Source organism: Vibrio ponticus, from assembly GCF_009938225.1.
Lineage (GTDB): Bacteria > Pseudomonadota > Gammaproteobacteria > Enterobacterales > Vibrionaceae > Vibrio > Vibrio ponticus.
The window spans coordinates 1,586,090-1,603,970 of record NZ_AP019657.1 but is presented as its reverse complement, the minus strand read 5'-3'; the positions used below and the strand labels follow the sequence as shown (position 1 = coordinate 1,603,970).

Annotated in this window: 15 protein-coding genes; 6 read left to right on the top strand and 9 right to left on the bottom strand. The window is 43.5% G+C overall.

The features are described 5' to 3' along the window. Positions 1 to 40: 40 nt before the first annotated feature. Both GZN30_RS07015 and GZN30_RS07010 read right to left on the bottom strand, forming a co-directional pair. Positions 41 to 1,342: a GGDEF domain-containing protein gene (locus tag GZN30_RS07015; RefSeq protein WP_075651248.1), complete on the bottom strand. Its 1,302-nt coding sequence runs from the start codon at positions 1,340 to 1,342 to the stop codon at positions 41 to 43. Between the two features lie 118 nt (positions 1,343 to 1,460). Beyond that, positions 1,461 to 2,324 carry a LysR family transcriptional regulator gene (locus GZN30_RS07010; protein WP_075649021.1) on the bottom strand — a complete coding sequence of 288 codons (864 nt, stop codon included), beginning with the start codon at positions 2,322 to 2,324 and terminating at the stop codon, positions 1,461 to 1,463. Positions 2,325 to 2,419: 95 nt separating this feature from the next. Here GZN30_RS07010 and GZN30_RS21280 point away from each other — a divergent pair, with 95 nt between their 5' ends. Then, complete coding sequence (locus GZN30_RS21280) at positions 2,420 to 2,590, top strand: hypothetical protein (RefSeq protein WP_167521308.1); 171 nt, start codon at positions 2,420 to 2,422, stop codon at positions 2,588 to 2,590. A gap of 83 nt (positions 2,591 to 2,673) precedes the next feature. On the opposite strand, the gene GZN30_RS07005 is transcribed toward GZN30_RS21280, so the two are convergent. From GZN30_RS07005 to GZN30_RS06995, 3 genes are all read right to left on the bottom strand, one after another. After that, positions 2,674 to 3,213, bottom strand: coding sequence for an isochorismatase family protein (locus tag GZN30_RS07005; RefSeq protein ID WP_075649022.1), 540 nt, complete (start codon positions 3,211 to 3,213; stop codon positions 2,674 to 2,676). 30 nt (positions 3,214 to 3,243) lie between these two features. After that, positions 3,244 to 3,711 (bottom strand): GNAT family N-acetyltransferase, encoded by a 468-nt coding sequence (locus tag GZN30_RS07000; protein WP_075649023.1) that lies wholly within the window; start codon positions 3,709 to 3,711, stop codon positions 3,244 to 3,246. Positions 3,712 to 3,946: 235 nt separating this feature from the next. Then, positions 3,947 to 5,566 carry an NAD(P)/FAD-dependent oxidoreductase gene (locus tag GZN30_RS06995; protein ID WP_075649024.1) on the bottom strand — a complete coding sequence of 540 codons (1,620 nt, stop codon included), beginning with the start codon at positions 5,564 to 5,566 and terminating at the stop codon, positions 3,947 to 3,949. A gap of 419 nt (positions 5,567 to 5,985) precedes the next feature. Here GZN30_RS06995 and fdxA point away from each other — a divergent pair, with 419 nt between their 5' ends. Further along, positions 5,986 to 6,309: a ferredoxin FdxA gene (gene fdxA / locus GZN30_RS06990; RefSeq protein ID WP_075649025.1), complete on the top strand. Its 324-nt coding sequence runs from the start codon at positions 5,986 to 5,988 to the stop codon at positions 6,307 to 6,309. A 454-nt stretch (positions 6,310 to 6,763) separates the two neighbouring features. Here fdxA and GZN30_RS06985 read toward each other — a convergent pair whose 3' ends face one another. Then, positions 6,764 to 7,498 (bottom strand): RNA methyltransferase, encoded by a 735-nt coding sequence (locus tag GZN30_RS06985; RefSeq protein ID WP_075649026.1) that lies wholly within the window; start codon positions 7,496 to 7,498, stop codon positions 6,764 to 6,766. A gap of 246 nt (positions 7,499 to 7,744) precedes the next feature. On the opposite strand from GZN30_RS06985, the gene GZN30_RS06980 reads away from it, so the two are divergent. Continuing rightward, on the top strand, positions 7,745 to 8,947 hold the full coding sequence (locus tag GZN30_RS06980; protein ID WP_083627154.1) for a flavohemoglobin expression-modulating QEGLA motif protein: 1,203 nt from the start codon (positions 7,745 to 7,747) through the stop codon (positions 8,945 to 8,947). Between the two features lie 58 nt (positions 8,948 to 9,005). On the opposite strand, the gene GZN30_RS06975 is transcribed toward GZN30_RS06980, so the two are convergent. After that, positions 9,006 to 10,292 (bottom strand): DEAD/DEAH box helicase, encoded by a 1,287-nt coding sequence (locus tag GZN30_RS06975; RefSeq protein ID WP_075649070.1) that lies wholly within the window; start codon positions 10,290 to 10,292, stop codon positions 9,006 to 9,008. Between the two features lie 484 nt (positions 10,293 to 10,776). On the opposite strand from GZN30_RS06975, the gene GZN30_RS06970 reads away from it, so the two are divergent. Further along, the gene (locus tag GZN30_RS06970; RefSeq protein WP_075649028.1) at positions 10,777 to 11,781 is read left to right on the top strand and encodes an NAD-dependent epimerase; all 1,005 of its coding nucleotides are present in this window, start codon (positions 10,777 to 10,779) and stop codon (positions 11,779 to 11,781) included. 96 nt (positions 11,782 to 11,877) lie between these two features. Here GZN30_RS06970 and GZN30_RS06965 read toward each other — a convergent pair whose 3' ends face one another. Beyond that, on the bottom strand, positions 11,878 to 15,003 hold the full coding sequence (locus tag GZN30_RS06965; RefSeq protein WP_075649029.1) for an HD domain-containing phosphohydrolase: 3,126 nt from the start codon (positions 15,001 to 15,003) through the stop codon (positions 11,878 to 11,880). A gap of 320 nt (positions 15,004 to 15,323) precedes the next feature. Between GZN30_RS06965 and GZN30_RS06960 the strand changes: the two genes are divergently transcribed. Together GZN30_RS06960 and GZN30_RS06955 are read left to right on the top strand one after the other, a co-directional pair. Next, on the top strand, positions 15,324 to 15,860 hold the full coding sequence (locus GZN30_RS06960) for a cytochrome b (RefSeq protein ID WP_075649030.1): 537 nt from the start codon (positions 15,324 to 15,326) through the stop codon (positions 15,858 to 15,860). A 102-nt stretch (positions 15,861 to 15,962) separates the two neighbouring features. After that, positions 15,963 to 16,436: a peptide-methionine (S)-S-oxide reductase gene (locus GZN30_RS06955; RefSeq protein WP_075649031.1), complete on the top strand. Its 474-nt coding sequence runs from the start codon at positions 15,963 to 15,965 to the stop codon at positions 16,434 to 16,436. 30 nt (positions 16,437 to 16,466) lie between these two features. Here GZN30_RS06955 and GZN30_RS06950 read toward each other — a convergent pair whose 3' ends face one another. Then, on the bottom strand, positions 16,467 to 17,873 hold the full coding sequence (locus tag GZN30_RS06950) for an aspartate aminotransferase family protein (protein ID WP_075649032.1): 1,407 nt from the start codon (positions 17,871 to 17,873) through the stop codon (positions 16,467 to 16,469). Positions 17,874 to 17,881: the final 8 nt, after the last annotated feature.

Below are 17,881 nucleotides of genomic sequence, written 5' to 3'. Positions count from 1 at the left end.
GCTATGTCGGCTGCGCTAGATAAAGAAAGCTTTAACGATATCAAATAGTGACTTGGTTACGTCCATTTTCTTTAGACGTATATAGCGCCTTATCGGCAATACGGTAGGCTTGTGCAAAAGTACCTTTTTCCAAATGAACGCCACCAATAGAGATAGTGACGTTAAGGTCAGCGATTTTTTGTTCGACCACACAGCGGCGAATGGCTTCAGCTTTTTCTATTAAGACTGCCTCATCCATATGTTTGAACAAGATAATAAATTCTTCACCGCCCCAGCGAATTGCGACATCGCTGGCGCGAATCTGTTTTGCAATACGGCGAGTGACTTCGGTAATTACATCATCGCCCATTTTGTGACCGAAGGTATCATTGATTGATTTAAAGAAATCGATATCAATGATCAGCATAGAGATTTTTTGTAGTTTCTTTAACCTTGGTTCGTAGAAGTCACGACGATAGAAGCCGGTCATTCTGTCAGTATATAACCGCTGTTTATTGTGCAGATAAATGACCCTTAACATGTGCCCAAATAGCGCAATAAGGATCGATGGGATTAAGATCCGCTCAAAAATTTCTTGTGCACCAAAGCCTACATAGACGGTGTTGGCATCAGTACAAGAAATTTCTACTGGAACACGGAATGAAAACCAGTGTTCCATGGTGTCGGCGGTGGTAAAGAATTCTCGGTTGAACTGAGCAATTTTGTAATCAATAAAGCTGTTTTTAATATCGACAGCCAGCAGCGCATCTAATTTACGTTCATTGTAAACAGGGTAATAAACGGTGCGAACTAGCTCATTAGTACCTGGCTCAGGATAGGGCTCAGATAGCTTAATATTACAGCCGTAAAATTGGTCAAAGGTGTTTTCTAAACGCTCAGTATCGACGATCCGCGTCATCACATCGTTGGCTTTATATTGGCTATATCTTTGAGCATAAGGTTGACGCAACGGGTCAAAGTGCCCATAAGTGGCTGGATGTTCAAAAATCGCCACCGTCCAGACGTGATCAGGTGCGATGGTTTCTAGCTGTGCGCGCAGTTTATTGATACCCGTTGAGAGTACTTTCACGTCGGTATCTTTGGAGACCATAATACTCACACCATTACGGACATGAGTTCCTTTGGTTAGAAAGGTCGTATCGGTGTTGTTGTAATATTGTGCGAAGCGGCGGCTAATGGAGTAAATCTGATTGAAGTCACTCACAATACCTTTAGACAATTGCTTTAATAAAAAAGCATTATAAAGCGCATACGAAAAAGCCACGATAACCATAGTTACCGCTAGCAGCTTCATTAATGGCAAAAAATGCCGTGTATAGGTGCGCTTTATGCTATTGCTCATATGTATTCATATTATTTTGGTGAGGCACAAGTTTAGAGCTTGATCACATTTTATCAATCAAATAAATCTATTCTAACGATAAATAAAGTGATTAATAACGAAAGTAATGAAAACTTGCTTAATTCTTGTAGCAACTAATGCTTTGGTATTTTAGCCATTCTAGTGCAATTCCGATATGCTTTTCTTTGCCTATAACTCTGTCGATTTGAATCAAGCAATCACATTCTTCATCCGGTAATTCTAGCCTTTCTATATCATGATATTTGTCGATGACATGGTTTGGTATAAGCAGCCAATTGTTATCTACTCTGAGCAACTCAACAGCAGATTCTAAATGATTAACATAGGTGACTCGCGGTGAGAAAGCATTGCTATAGTGGCAATGTTTGTCATTCAATACGATTTGACGATAGCGTTTGACCTGTTCAAACACTTTGACGTCTTCATGTATTAGAGGATGTGATTGGTGGACTGCAACGGAAAAAGGCAAGTGACCAACTAATCCAACGTTAATTCCAGCAGGGTAAGTCGTTCCCCATATCATGAAACCGATATCTGCTGCGTTGCTTGCCACTAGCAATGCAACGTTATCATTGTCGGTAACCCTAAGACTTAACTCAGTATCTGGAAATTGCGTAGAAAACTCTCCCAACATCTTATAGAAGTTTGGTGTTAACAGAACGTAGTTAACCGCGATGGTCAGTTTAGCCTCAACTCCAGAGTTAAATGAGTGAAGCATATTAGTGATACTTTGAGCATGCTCCAGTAAGGCGCAAGCTCGAGTGTACAAATGCTGACCTTGCTCAGTGAGTACTGGAATTCTCGATGAGCGATCGAAGATGAGAATGCCAGCATCAATTTCTAGGTTAGAGATGGCGGTACTCACTGCTGACTGTGCTTTACCTAGTTTGCGTGCAGCTGCAGAAAATGATCCGCACTCAACGCATAAAACCAAGGTTTCTAGTTGCTGGAGGTTAAACATATTTAACTATCTAAAAATCAGATGGAAGATAACTATGTTGGATATCATATTTAGATGATAATCGCAGTTCAAAAGATTTCTACTGATTGGAAAAAATGAACAAAACAACCCCAGAACTATTGAATGACACTCAAAGAGAGTTACAGGAACTGCGTGAGCGCCTACGAAAGAGTACCGAATCGATGCAAAGCTCGACTCAAAAGATGGATGTAAACCAAGCGATGTCGGGAGTGATAAAAGTTCTTGGCACGTTCGAGAAGCAGTGACACGTTGAGAGCTGAGCTAATCTAGATAAAGTCGCGCTAAGTGCTAAGTGCTAAGTGCTAAGTGCTTAGCGCGGTCAGTTGAACTATTTGATCAATGACAGAATTTGTTTAAATTCCGGCGCTCGACAATCTTTCACCAGTTCATACAGACACATTTCCAGCCCGGTCACTTTGACATTCTCTCGGGAAAATTTGGTTAAGGCGAGTTCTTTGTTACGTACGTCTCTTGATGAGACGCAATCACTGACCACGTGGATATCAAAGTGTAGGTTAGCGAGATGGGTCGCGGTTTGGTAAACGCAGATATGTGTTTCAATACCACAGATAAGCCATGAGTGCTTTTGCGCTTCGTTCAGCGCGTGCTTGAATTCAATCTCACTGCAGCCATCAAAGGTGAATTTGCTGATTGGTGTCAGTTCACCCATCAATTCAGCAAGACTATCAACGGTTGCTCCAAGCTTATCTGGGTTTTGCTCTAGCCAGATAATGGGCAGTCCCAAAGCTTGCGCACCTTGAATGAGTTTACCGCAGTTTTCAATCAGTGTTTCACTGTCATCGACCAAGCTAGCTAATTTACCTTGAATGTCGACGACGATTAAACCAGTGTCTTCCTTATTGAGCATAGTGATTCCTTTTAGCTTTACTGCATAGGGTTACCCTATGGTCATTGCCATTGGTACATCAACCATTCCTTTGTGATTACGCACTCCGTCAATGCGTTTAAAACCGAAACGAGTATAAACCTCTTCCGCGTTGAGTGCTGAATTAACGGTAAACGAGCCTGGATTGCCATTTTCTAATGCTTTCGACATCAGTAGTTGCCATAGTTGGCTCGATAAACCTTGCCCTTGATGATCCTCTTTAACGAACAAATGATAAAGATGGGAAAAATCACGAATGCCACCCACGGCAATGAGTTGCTGATTTTGATCTTCAACCACTAAATAATAGTAGTTGTTAGCAATATACTCAGCGATTTTATCGGCAGACATCGAGTTAAGCACGATATGATGAACGCTTTCGTCCCACGTAGGACATACAAATTTTTGTGTGAGAGGGACAATCAGGTTGCTGATTTGCTCGGCATCCTCAATGGTTGCTTCTCGAATGGTGATAGTCATTATTCTTCCTTGCTTATCAGTTAAGCGTAACTGTTTGATTACTTAGACGCATATCCATTCGCGCATTTTGATAGGTATATGGGGTCGTGCGATGATGATTATCTTAGTTTGATAGTCTAAAAAATGGTCATTGTCTTTTCTAAGGTATCAAGATGACTGATTGAGTCAACATAACCGCAATAAAAAAGCCAGCTTGAATAAGCTGGCTTGAAACTGGAATTTAGAGAGTGTGTGCTTACGCGTCTTCTAGCTGCGCCATGATATCGCGAGCAACGGCTTCTGCAACTTTAATACCATCGATACCAGCAGATAGGATACCACCTGCGTAACCCGCACCTTCACCCGCTGGGAAGAAGCCTTTTAGGTTAACGCTTTGGAAATCTTTACCACGTTTGATACATACAGGTGAAGAGGTACGCGTCTCTACGCCAGTCAATAGACCGTCTTCACTCGCAAAACCTTTGATCTTGCGATCAAACGCTGGAATTGCTTCACGGATTGCTTCAATAGCAAATGGTGGTAGTGCTTTTGATAGGTCCGTTAGCTTGATACCTGGAGTAAATGAAGGCTCAACGTCACCAATTGCACTTGGATCGCGACCTTTTAGGAAGTCACCGATTTTCTGTGCTGGTGCGTCATAGTTTTCGCCGCCCAGTAGGTAAGCATTTGATTCAAGTTCACGTTGGAAACGAATACCTGCCAGCGGATCCCCAGGGTAATCCACTTCTGGAGAAATACCCACTACGATAGCGCTGTTTGCGTTACGTTCAGCACGAGAGTACTGGCTCATACCGTTTGTTACTACACGGCCTTCTTCTGACGTCGCCGCAACCACGGTACCACCCGGACACATACAGAAGCTGTATACCGTGCGACCATTTTTACAGTGGTGCACAAGTTTGTAGTCTGCCGCGCCTAGAAGAGGGTGACCAGCATTAGGACCGAAGCGAGCTTCATCGATCATGGATTGTTTGTGTTCAATACGGAAACCAACCGAGAAAGGTTTTGCTTCCATATAAACGCCACGGTCGTTCAGCATTTCAAAGGTGTCACGTGCGCTGTGACCAACTGCGAGCACAACATGACGAGATTTGATTTCTTCGCCGTTTGACAGTGTCACGCCAGTAATTTGCTCGCCATCCATGTGGATGTCGTCAACACGCGTGCTAAAACGAATTTCGCCGCCAAGTTCTAGGATTTTAGCGCGCATTTTTTCAATCATAGTTACCAGTTTAAAGGTACCGATGTGCGGCTTACTTACGTATAGGATCTCTTCCGGTGCGCCAGCGGCAACAAACTCAGTGATTACCTTACGACCGTAGAAGTTTGGATCTTTAACTTGGCTGTAGAGCTTACCGTCAGAGAAAGTACCAGCGCCACCTTCACCAAATTGTACGTTTGACTCAGGGTTAAGCGTGCGTTTACGCCAGAAGCCGAAGGTATCTTTAGTACGCTCACGTACTTCTTTACCACGTTCAACGATAATTGGGTTAAAGCCCATTTGTGCAAGTATAAGACCCGCGAATAGACCACAAGGACCAAAACCAATCACAACAGGGCGCTCAGTTAGATTCTCAGGTGCTTTCGCGACAAACTTGTATTCCATATCTGGCGTTTGGCGTACATGCGGGTCTTTGGTGAATTTCTCTAATAGGGCACTTTCATCGCCCTCAACAATCACATCTAGCGTATAGATAAGGTGAATGTTAGTTTTCTTACGAGCATCGTAGCCACGTTTAAATACATTGAAAGAGATAACTTGCTCAGCATTAATGCCAAGCTTTTCTGAAATAGCGTCAAGCAGTGCGCCTTCCTCGTGATCAAGAGGAAGCTTGATTTCATTTAAACGTATCATGTTGATGTCTCGTTGTTTATGGTGTCTTAGCGCAAAAGACGAGGTGTCTTGCGCTCACAATGGCGCGCATTTTACGAGAATTTCCTTTGTCTGTCATACTAAAAAATCCCCGTCCTACTTGAATCCACAGCGTCGTTGGTTGGCACTCGCAAACCTCATCACCTAATTGATCTATGTTCAGAGGCTTTCTATGTTTAGGGGGAGGCTTGCTTAGTCACATAATTTGATGGTTTGGGTGTAAACTAAAAAGGACTCAAGCGATTAGGTTTGATTGCTAGTCTCTTGAAGTTATGGGGAATACTCAAATAATCTAATGGTGCTGATTCAGTGACAATGCTCTGAATCCTGCATCTTGAAGTCACTTGAGTATATAAGTATTATTCCCGCCTTATTTTTTGACGAATTAAGAGTTGATTGTCATGGCGTTTGTCGTAACGGATAACTGTATCCAATGTAAATACACTGACTGTGTCGCGGTATGCCCAGCAGATGCCTTCCATGAGGGCCCAAACTTTATGGTAATCAACCCAATTGAATGTATCGACTGCGGTTTATGTGTTGATGAATGTGCAGCGCAGGCGATCTTTCAAGAAGATGAATTACCTGAAGGTCAAGAAATCTACAAAGAGCTAAATGCTGAACTTGCTGAGATTTGGCCTGTGCAAACAGAAGTAAAACCAGCAATGGATGAAGCTGAAAAGTGGAACGGTGTAGCCGATAAGTTGGATATGCTAGAGCGATAAGCTTTTACTTGTCGATATAAAAAAGCGTAACGGCTGTGTTTCAGCGTTACGCTTTTTTGCTTTTGCCCGTCCTATTTGCAACTACAGCGTTGTTGACGTGTGCTCGAAAACCTCATCACATAGTAGCCTATGCTCAGAGGCTTTTCTCACTTGTCGCCTAGCTGTAGCCGCAAATAATTAGTGCAAAGGAAGCTAGGTGATTCAAACTATGATAGCAAGATGAACCTAGTCCAGCGTCTTTGACATTACAGCGTTGTTGACGTGTGCTCGAAAACCTCATCTCATAGTAGCCTATGCTCAGAGGATTTTCTCACTTGTCGTCTAGCTGTAGCCGCAAATAGTTAGCGCAAAGGAAGCTAGGTGATTCGAACTATGATAACAAGATGAACCTAGTCTAGCGTCTTAATAATTGCAGCGTGATTTATGCGCACTTGTACAACAACCGATGGTGGCTTTAACTGTGTTGACGACGAATATTGTCGAGGATAATGCCTGTTGCCATCGCTACATTGAGCGACTCTGCGCCACCAAATGCAGGAATAGTGATTTTGTCTGTGACAAATTTCGCCGCTTCCGCGCGAATACCGTGAGATTCACTGCCCATCAGTAGAATGCCTTCTGCGGCAAATTCAGTTTGATGTACGCTTACACCTTCTAAGAATGCACCATAAACAGGTAGGTTTGCCTCAGCCAAGTAGTTTGGTAAATCAACTTGGTGTACTTGCACGCGACCAAAACTGCCCATGGTGGCACTGATGGTTTTTGGATTGTATGGGTCGGCGCAATCGCTACTTGCGATGATGTGTTTGATGCCATACCAATCTGCAACACGAATAATGGTTCCCAAGTTACCTGGGTCTTGCACGCCATCTAGCGCAATCATTAAGCCTTGTGCTTGCGGCTGAGCGTAACGAGGGATCTCTACCACTGCGATTGCTGCGTTATTACTGACCAAAGTACTCGCTTTGGTTAAATCATCCAGCGATGCTTCAATACATTCAAAACGGCTCAGTGTTGATTGGTTTTCAGCTAAAAATTCTGCTGTGCCGAAAACGTGTTTAACCACGAGATCACTTGTTGCAAGTTCAAGTACGTTTTTCTCACCTTGAACAAGGAATAAGCCGTGCGCCTTGCGCTGCTTCTTTTGCCCTAAAGCACGTAGCAATTTGAGTTGGTTCTTTGAAATCATTTTATTGTCCCAGATGAAAACGCGGGGATTATATACCCAAGTTACCTTTAGATTCTATGATTGCACCGAAATGCTAGTGAGTTTAGCTCGTTTAGTGACCCAGTTGGCGTAAAAATTATCCGAGTCTCACTGGTTGAGAAAATGTCCTGAGCGGTTAATTGTTGAGTGATGTGAATGAGCGCATATTGTCAATGGGGATAGCTCAAGCTTTATTGCTTTAGTTTAATGATAAATCCCCAAAACGTGATGGAGTCACGTGTTTATACACATGGAAGAATTGCCGGGGTAAGTAGATTGAACAGAGAAAACATCATTCCATTGACGCATGCTACGCTCAAGCATGCCAAAGCGCTGGATAGCGAGCTGTTTTCATTAGTAAACGGAATCGAGATATTAAGTGCGGTTAGCCCAACTAACTACAATCAACAAAAAGCGGACTTTTTTAAGCGCCACTTTTCAACCGAGCCGCAATTTACTTATAAGCCAAGTGGCATCAATGCATTTCAGCTCAAGCGTCAGTTATTCAACTTACCGATTGAGAAAGTGGAAGATGCAGATTTGCAGCGCATCTATGAAGATGTGATCATCTCTTACGTTGATAAGATCGATCAAATCGAAACGTTAGGCAGCCAAGATTTTCTTTACAACTCGCTGCGTTACTTTGGCGAACCCACCGAAAAAGATATTCGCAACGCCAGTTTCATTCTCCATTTGCCAGATTCAGACGACGATGAGCAATTAGTCGATGCCAATGGTATCCAAGCGATCATGGAACAGTTCGCTCAACAGCAAGGCTACCAATATGACTTGCTGGTGGATGACAATATGATCGCCAACGCTCTGGTAAATAAGACCACGGTCAAGATTAACAGTGCAGCGAAAGTGCCGCTGATTGAAGCGCATGCATTGGCTCACCATGAGCTCGGTGTCCACCTCGTCACCACGCTGAATGCGCAAAGTCAGCCTTTTAAAGTGCTGCAACTGGGCTGCCCGGTGAATACTATGACCCAAGAAGGCATGGCTATTCTAAGTGAGTATTTGGCTGGGCATTTAACCATCAAGCGACTGAAAATTCTTGCGCTGCGGGTGCTAGCAGTCGAATCCATGATTAAAGACAAATCGTTCCGCACCACATTTATGATGCTTAAAGAGCAATTGGGGGTAGAGAAGAACTTAGCCTTTACCATCACTTCTCGCGTTTATCGAGGCGGTGGCTTTACCAAAGACTATCTGTATTTACGCGGATTTCATGAGGTATTGCACGCCTATGAGGAGCAAGAAGGTTTTCTTAATCTGCTGTGTGGTAAGACGGCATTGATGCACTTACCGCAAATTAACCGCTTGGTTGAGAAGGGCATCTTTAATCCACCACAAAATATTACCCCGTCGTTTGTGAATCCAACCGATAATGATGAGGTGAGACGTTTTATTACTCACGCGATTAAGTAGATACAACAAAAGCAGCCATTGGCTGCTTTTACATTTTAGCTTAGCTGAATCGGAATGATTAAGCGTTTTTCAACCACACATCACCAGTAGCGGCTTGTTTCTTTTTGCGCTTTTTCTTGCCCGTGCCAGCAGGTTTTGCCATTGGCTTGTTCGCATTAAGCATTGATTCAGTGATGGTTTCAGTGACCTCAAAACCAGGCACTTGTTCGCGCTCAAGTCGGATTTTGTTCTTTTTCTCGATCACTTTGAAGTGGTGGTAATCTTCATAATCAATCAGTGATAGTGCTAAACCAACTTCACCGGCACGACCGCTTCGACCGATACGGTGCATGTAGTCAGAAGGACTGCGTGGTAGGTCATAGTTAATCACGACCGGTAGCTTTTCGACGTCTAACCCTCGAGCCGCAATGTCAGTGGCAACGAGTACATCCAGTTGTCCTGCTTTGAAGTCTTCCAAAACGCGAGTTCGCGCACCTTGGCTTTGGTCACCGTGGAATACTTCAACAGAAATACCGCGCTTATAAAGCTTATCGGCAAGATGTTCACAGCCATTTTTTGAGTTGACAAAAATTAGTGCTTGGCGCCAATCATGCTGTTTCACTAAGTGCGCCAGTAGGGCGGTTTTTTTACCTTTATCGACGGTGAATACTCGTTGAACAAGGGTACTGGCATCATTGCTTTGCAGTTGCACTTCAACAGGATCAGTCAGCAGATCTTGGGTTAATGCTTGAACTTCTTCAGGGAAAGTCGCGGAAAACAGCAAGGTCTGCTTCTGTTTTGGTAGCTGTGAGAGTATTTCAGTCAGTTCTTCCGTAAAGCCGAGGCTTAACATTCGGTCTGCTTCATCAAGCACCAAGGTTTTGACTCTATCAAGCTTGATGGCGTTGCTTGAAACTAAGTCTAATAGACGTCCTGGCGTCGCCACTAGAATATCTGCACCACCACGTAACGCTAACATTTGGCTGTTAACGGATACACCACCAAAAACACAAACAGTTTTGACTGCGCCATTAAAATGGGCGGAATAAGACTTGATGTTGTCAGCGACTTGTTTGGCTAGTTCACGGGTTGGAACCAGAACCAGTCCTGTTACAGAGTTATTTTTGCGGTAAAGCGTTGGGTGGTGGTTAATGAAAATATTCTGCAGCAGAGGAAGAGCGAAGGCTGCGGTTTTACCAGAACCCGTATTCGCGCCAGCAATAAGGTCACGACCTGCTAAAACAGTTGGGATCACTTGTGCTTGAATGGGTGTTGCTTGTTGATACTCAAGCTCGGTCAATCTTGCCAGCAAGGGTTGAATCAGGTTGAGTTCAGCAAAGTTTGCTGGTGATTTAGCAGTAGTCATGAAATAAGGAATGCTCAAAACGAAGATAATGGCGCGCATTCTAGCCTATTTGTCATCACTTAAGTAGGAGTTCTTGGGTAGAGGTGAAGGGTTCTGGTGTTCTTGCAGCACTTAGTGAGCGAGTCGAGTTGCAATACGGACGGTGTCTTATCCTGGAAGCTTTGCAAAACCACAGACTTGAAGGTGTGGTGATATTTTCGAGTATGAATAGTAATAAATTAAAAATCACCTGGTTAATCCACATTGAATCAAACTCAAAATTATATGATATAGATTAGGAAGGATTATTAATTATGATAATTCTCCGATATTTAACAAATTGTCGGCATAAATATGTAATTTGAATGAAACAAAAACTTAGTCTTGATAAATGAGTAATATATAAGGGTTAAGCAAAGACTGCGACTTGTGCACTAATACCGAGTGAAAGTAGTTTTTATAGGTTTTGAATTAACTTATCTAAATTACTGTAAGGTGAAAGTATATGAAATATTTAGTCACAGGAGCGGCGGGTTTTATTGGTAGCGCAACAGTAGAAAAGCTAAATAGTGCCGGGCATCAAGTTGTTGGTATTGATAATGTCAATGATTATTATGATGTCAATTTAAAGAAGGCGCGATTATCAAGAATAGAAAATCCCCTGTTTAAATTTATTGAAATGGATATTTCAGACCGAAAACAGATGGCGTTGCTTTTTGCTGAAGAGAGATTTGACCGCGTGATTCATTTGGCTGCACAAGCAGGGGTGCGTTATTCACTAGAAAATCCCCATGCATACGGTGAATCCAATTTGGTTGGTCATCTCAATATCCTTGAAGGCTGCCGTCAAACCAAGGTGCGACATTTGCTCTATGCTTCGTCGAGCTCGGTGTACGGTCTGAATGCAAAAGTGCCATTCGCCACCTCTGATAGTGTTGATCATCCGGTATCGTTATATGCAGCGACCAAGAAATCCAATGAGTTGATGGCGCACAGTTATTCCCATTTGTATGATATCCCAACCACAGGACTGCGTTTTTTCACTGTCTATGGTTCTTGGGGGCGACCTGATATGGCGCCATTTATCTTTACCAAAAAAATCTTGGATGGTGAGACTATCGACATCAATAACAACGGTGATATGTGGCGTGATTTTACTCATGTTGATGATATCGTTGAAGGTGTCGTTCGCATTGCGGATGTGATACCGACACATAATCAAACGTGGACGGTTGAATCAGGCACACCAGCAAGCAGCTCTGCACCATATGCTGTTTATAATATTGGTCATGGGTCACCAATTAATTTAATGGAATTTGTTCAGTCAATTGAGAGTGAGCTCGGTATTGAAGCGAAAAAGAATTTCCGAGAGATGCAACCTGGAGATGTTTACCAAACTTATGCCGATACAGACGATCTGTTTTCTGCAACAGGGTATAAACCTAAAGTGACGGTAAAAGAAGGGGTAGCAGAGTTTGTGGCTTGGTATAAGGATTTCTACAATAAATAATATTAAGTGCAGGCAACGACCTTATTCAACGCTCGGGTAATAGTGTTCTAAATCAGTGTTGGCGCTGTCTATAAGTGTATATATAAGATAACCAGGTTAAAGTTGATATAAGCTAACGTCAACATCGACCAGTTGTTCGGATTTTAGATATTTTTGAGCGTATTTTAAATAGACGCCACTATCGATAAATAGCTTGAAGACTTCTTTGTCCAAATGTTCATCAAGTACCATGTAATACATGATGTCGAGTGCCTGTTTAAGGTTTTTGGCTGGTTTATAGGGTCTATCCGCCGCTGTCAGTGCTTCAAATACGTCGGATACCGCGAGAATACGCTCAGGTATGGATAAATCATCGGCTTTAAGTTTACGCGGATATCCGCTTCCTTTTAGCGTCTCGTGGTGAGTGGAAGCGTATCGTGGCACGTGCTTGAGCTCTTCGGGAAATGGGATATTGTCGAGCATTTTGATGCCGCTAATCATATGCTCGTTAATTTTAAAGCGCTCTTCAAAGGTGAGCGTGCCACGTCGAATGGAGAGGTTGTAGAGCTCGCCATAATTGTAAAGATAATCAGGAACGTCCATATTGATGCCGAACTTTGGGTCAAGGCGATAAGGGATATCGCGATGAATAATATGTTGTGGCTTGTTGCTTAATAAAGGTTCTTCAGTCGGCAGTTTTTGCTCAGTATTCTTGTAGCGTTGGCGCTCAAAAGGCGAAAGACCTTTGGTTTCATCGAAATGTCGTAGCCAGGTTTGTTTACCAATTTCGGTTATCTTTGCAATATCCTCATCTGCCATAAATTCGCTACCGATATTCGAGGTTGCGATAAAATCAAACTGTTGTAATAGTTCACTTTGTCTAGCGCTCAGTTTCGCTTCGATTTGCGGTTGCTCATGAGGATTTTGATTGATGGCTTTTAATGCCTCAATTTCAGCATCACGCCACAGAACTTCAAAACGGGTACGAATTTCATGAATGCGATTGTAGTTGGTTTCTAGCTTGGTTCCTTTATCAACCACATACTCGGGCGTGGTGATTTTCCCACAATCATGGAGCCAGGCTGAGATGCGAAACTCACGCCACTCATCTTCGTTCTTGAAATGGAAATTAGCGAAATGACCCACACCTATTTTATGGGCTTCCTCTGCCAGCATCAGACCGATTTCGGGCACTCTCAAACAGTGCGCACCAGTATAATGTGACTTGTCATCGATGGCGTCAGCAACCAGCTTGATAAAGGAATCGATGAAATTACGTTGCTCTTGCTCATAGTGTTGAAGTGATTTTGACATGCTCATAAACGCACTTGAGAGCTGCGCAACCTCATCGATATTACTGTGCACTTTTTTCACCTCATGATAGCGGCGCTTTGAGATAAGATTGGCTTGTTGCTTGAGTGCTTTGATGGGTCTAACCATAGGGCGAGCGATAAGCCAAGCGACGAGGATGAGAAAGGAGAGTATTGCGAGTGAAGAGAGCAAGATATAAATGCTCCTTTGTGTAACCGCTGCCATCACCTCATCTTTGGGCATCAGAACCGTAATGGTTTGACTGGGTTGGGTATTGAGTTTATCGATGTATAAATAATAATCGATGCCATCTTTAACAAATTCGTGCAGTTGACCATGCAATCGGCTTTGATTGGCTAAGTTGAGCAATTCAGTATGTGGGACGTGGGTATACAGTATTTTCTCGCCACCCCATTTCGCTTTGAGGTAATCTCGCGCATTTTGACCGATATGATTTAACGCTAATTGCAGAACTTGCTGTAAAGCTTGTTTGTTGGGAGAGGTTAAGAGGTAGTATTGGTCGTCAATCAAAGCAGGTGAAATTGGATTGATTTCAATACCTTTTATATTTGATGTTTGGATTTTTCGTTTTAGAACAATTTCGCTGTTCAAAATGCCATCAATTTCTCGGTTTTTAAGTTGTTCAAATAGACGAGTAAGATTGGGCTCTAAGATAAGTTCACTGTGTTGGAGAGCTTTTTGGAACGTTTCGTAGTTAGTCCAGCCTTGATCAACCCCAATTTTCAGTGACGATAGCTGTTGGCTATCGGTTATATACGGCGCTTTTTGTTGTTGGGCGATGGCGTATGGAGAACGAAAGAACTCTATACCGTGACTATCGGGAATGGTTTGGTGATATTGTGCGGCGACTGAATGTAAAATATCTAAATCACCCATTTTGAATTGGTCAATCAATTCGCCCCAAGATTGACCGTTGACATAATCAAATTGCAATCCAGTTAAGTCTGAGATGAGTTCAAGTAAATCTATCGAATAACCGTGGGGTTGACCGGAAATGGCAAAGTCAAAAGGCTCCCAATCGATAGAGCTAGATACTTTAAGTTTTGGCGCAGAGTTCACCCATGACTTTAGCTCAATAGGAAGTGCTAATGGTGGCAAGATAGGTAAATCATTGATGATTTTAACTTGTTGATTTGTCGCAACTAAGCGTCCGTCAGATAGAAATAGGTACGCTTCATACGAAGAGCGAAGAGCCTGATTACCATAGTCATTGTGTAATAGAGACTGTACCGTAATTAGGCTTAAATCAGCGCCAAGTACCAACTCGCTATTATCGACTTTGGTTGAATAACTGATGCCGTTTATTTTTACGTGGTGAAATAGGTAAGGGTCAGTACGATGAACGCTATTGTAGTGCGCATTTTTATACCATTTGCGTTGAGATGGCTTGAAGTTGCTTGGTTCAATCACAGTACGTAATGGATTGAGTTGTTCATCTAGGTAAGTGGATTCAGAAATTCTTTCACTGCCATCACCCTTATGTTCGACGGTTAACCAGCGTTCGTGCTCCGAGGCGGCAAGTTTCTCGCGTATCAGAGGGGAGTTGAGATTAACCATCTGAAATGCGTGATCATCGGCAGAGGCGATATACAAACTGTAAAGGTTGGGTTCGTGTTGGAGAATGGTCGAGAAAAGGCGAGTAAGTGCGATAGGATCACTTTTTAGTTCGGCAAGAGCAATCGCTTCGCTGGTCTTAAGTACGACCCCGCGAGCAGTGTTGTCTAGATAAAGTAGCTCCTGCTTTATTTGCTGCGAGATGTTTTGATACTGGTTAAGCGTGTTGTTTAACTCTGCTTGTTTAGAAAATTGATACTGCAGAGCTACTGAGACCAGAATGGTGAGAGTAGTAATCGTTACTAGCAGCAAGCCTAGCGCTGCACGGATCGAAATTTTGTAACCTGACGTCGTCATCTCATGCTCCATAATTATGGGCTACTAAAGCCGAGACTTATGTGGAGTGGAGGAAAAACTCACCAAATAGAGACAAGATATTGAATATATTCCTTCGTTGTTATAGTTAACTATAGCAGCGAAGTGTGCAGAGGCGCTGTTTTTAGGCAGCTCGCTAAAGGTTGTTCGACTATTTGCACTTTCACTCTGGTAAAGCAGAGGTTAAAACATCGTGCGCCCACTAGTTACAATTTACTCAAATTTACACATCGCATCATAGTTCTTTACATCGTATTGGTGGATAATTGCAATATAACCATGAAAATAATAAGGAAATTGTAATGCTCAACAAACACTCTCTTTCTATACCGACGATTGCTCTGCACTGGATAACGGGACTCGCTTTTATTGGCGTGTTTGGCCTTGGCTTGTATATGGTCGATTTACCCCGAGGTCCAGAAAAATTTGAATTAATTGGGCTACATAAATCGCTTGGCGCGCTTATTTTGATCATTGCTTTAGTGCGCATAGTGTGGCGCCTGAAAGAAGGGGCAATTCCACCTGCGTCTCCAGTGGCTGTTTGGCAAGATAAATTAGCTAAAGCGATTCATGGCATCTTGATGCTTGCAACGCTAGCAATGCCGATATCCGGTATTGCAATGAGTGTCGGTGGAGGTCGCGGAGCGGATATTTTTGGTTGGCAGTTTATTGCTGAAGGCGACAAAATTGTCTGGCTGCAAGAGCTAGGCGGCACAATTCATGGAGTATCAGTTAATATCATTATTGCTGCATTGGTGCTGCATATAGCGGGGGCGATTAAGCATCAGGTGATCGATAAAGACGGCACGATCTCACGCATGGTTGGGCGCGCGAGTTAGTTACCCATTTGTTGCAATTGCATAGCGGAGCCATGGTGCTCCGTTTTTGTTTTTAACGAGGAGTATTTATAATATTGCGTCATTAATAAAATGAGACAGATGATGGAAGAGATTTACTTTGCTGGTGGATGCCTTTGGGGAGTGCAAGAGTTTATGCGCCATTTACCTGGCGTGGTTAGTACCGAGGCAGGGCGCGCAAATGGCAGTAGCGACAATACCCAAGCGCCTTATGATGGTTACGCTGAGTGTGTGCGAATCAAATTCGATCCTAGCGCCGTCTCTGTGATGCAGTTGATGGATTACCTGTTCGAAATTATTGACCCGTATAGCTTAAATCAGCAAGGGCAAGATATCGGAATTAAGTATCGCACCGGAGTTTATAGTTGCAGTGCTGAGCACTTACAGATCGCCCAAGAGTACATTGCTAAACGTCAGGACCGTGACCAAATTGTTGTTGAAGTGCTTCCACTCACTAACTATGTAAAAAGCGATCCTGAACATCAAGATCGCTTAACGCTATATCCCAACGACTACTGTCATATTCCATTGGATTTATTGCACAAATATCGACGATAAGCACACTACACAATCATTATTTGATTGCGATTATTTCGCTTGCCACTGTTTACTAGTGACCAGTGAGTCCATCACTTTGTTGATAGCATGGTGGGCTTTGTCGACCATTAAGTCGATGTCTGCACGGGTTGCGACAAGTGGCGGGGCAAAGCCGAGAATATCACCATGAGGCATGGCTCGAGCGATTAATCCACTCTCTAAGCAGGCAGCAGCAATTTGTGGACCCACTTTTAAATTAGGGTCAAATAAGGTGCGCTGCTGCTTGTCTGCGGCAAATTCTAGGGCGTGCAACATGCCAACACCGCGCGTATCACCAACAATCGGATGCTCAGCAAAAGTCTCGCGCATTTTCTCTTGCAGGTATTGCCCTGTGTCCGCAGCGTATTGCACTAAGTTCTCCCGTTCGATGATATCTAAGTTACAGTTGGCTGCGGCGGCACCTAGAGGATGTCCTGAGTAGGTGTAGCCGTGACCAAATGGTCCCCACGCGTCGGTGCCGTTTTCCAGGGCTTGCCATACTTTTTCGCCAACAATGACTCCAGATAATGGTTGATACGCTGAGGTTAGCCCTTTAGCGACAGTGATTAAGTCTGGTTGCATATCGTAGTAAATCGAACCGAAAGGTGCGCCAATTCGACCAAATCCGCATACCACTTCATCAGCGATGAGTAACACGTCATATTTATCGAGGACTTTGCGAATCGCACGCCAATAGCCTTCTGGCGGCGGCACAATACCACCGGTACCAAGCACAGGTTCTGCGATCATCGCGGCAACGGTTTCTGGACCTTCTGCAAGGATCATTACTTCAAGTTGCTCGGCGCAATAGCGACTGAATTCTAACTCGCTCATCTCACTGTCTTGGCGATGATAATAGTAGGGAGCGATAGTGTGTTTGATTCGCTCAAGTGGTAAATCAAAGTGCGCATGAAATAGGGGCAAGCCCGTCATGGATCCGGACGCAATACTTGAGCCATGATAGCCGCGATCCCGAGAGATGATTTTTTTCTTCTCTGGGCGGTTAAGTAGATTGTTGTAGTACCACACTAATTTGAGTTGGGTTTCATTGGCGTCACTGCCCGACATGCCATAATAGACCTTGCTCATTCCTTGTGGGGCCATCTTGATGATCCTATCGGAGAGTTCAATTAGCGCTTCATTGGTATGACCGACGTAGGTGTGATAGTAAGCCAGTTTTTTCGCTTGTTCATAAATGGCTTCCGCCATTTCCTCTCGTCCATAACCGATATTAACGCAATACAGGCCAGCAAAACCATCAAGGAGTTCATTGCCAAGTGAGTCTTGAATGCGTACCCCTTTGGCTTGGGTAATGATCCGTCCTGCGACTTCGCCATGAGCATACTGTTTTAAATGAGTCGAGGCGTGGAACACGCGTTGACGGTCGATTTCTAAGAGTTGTTGGGTGTGTTTATCCATAAATCCTC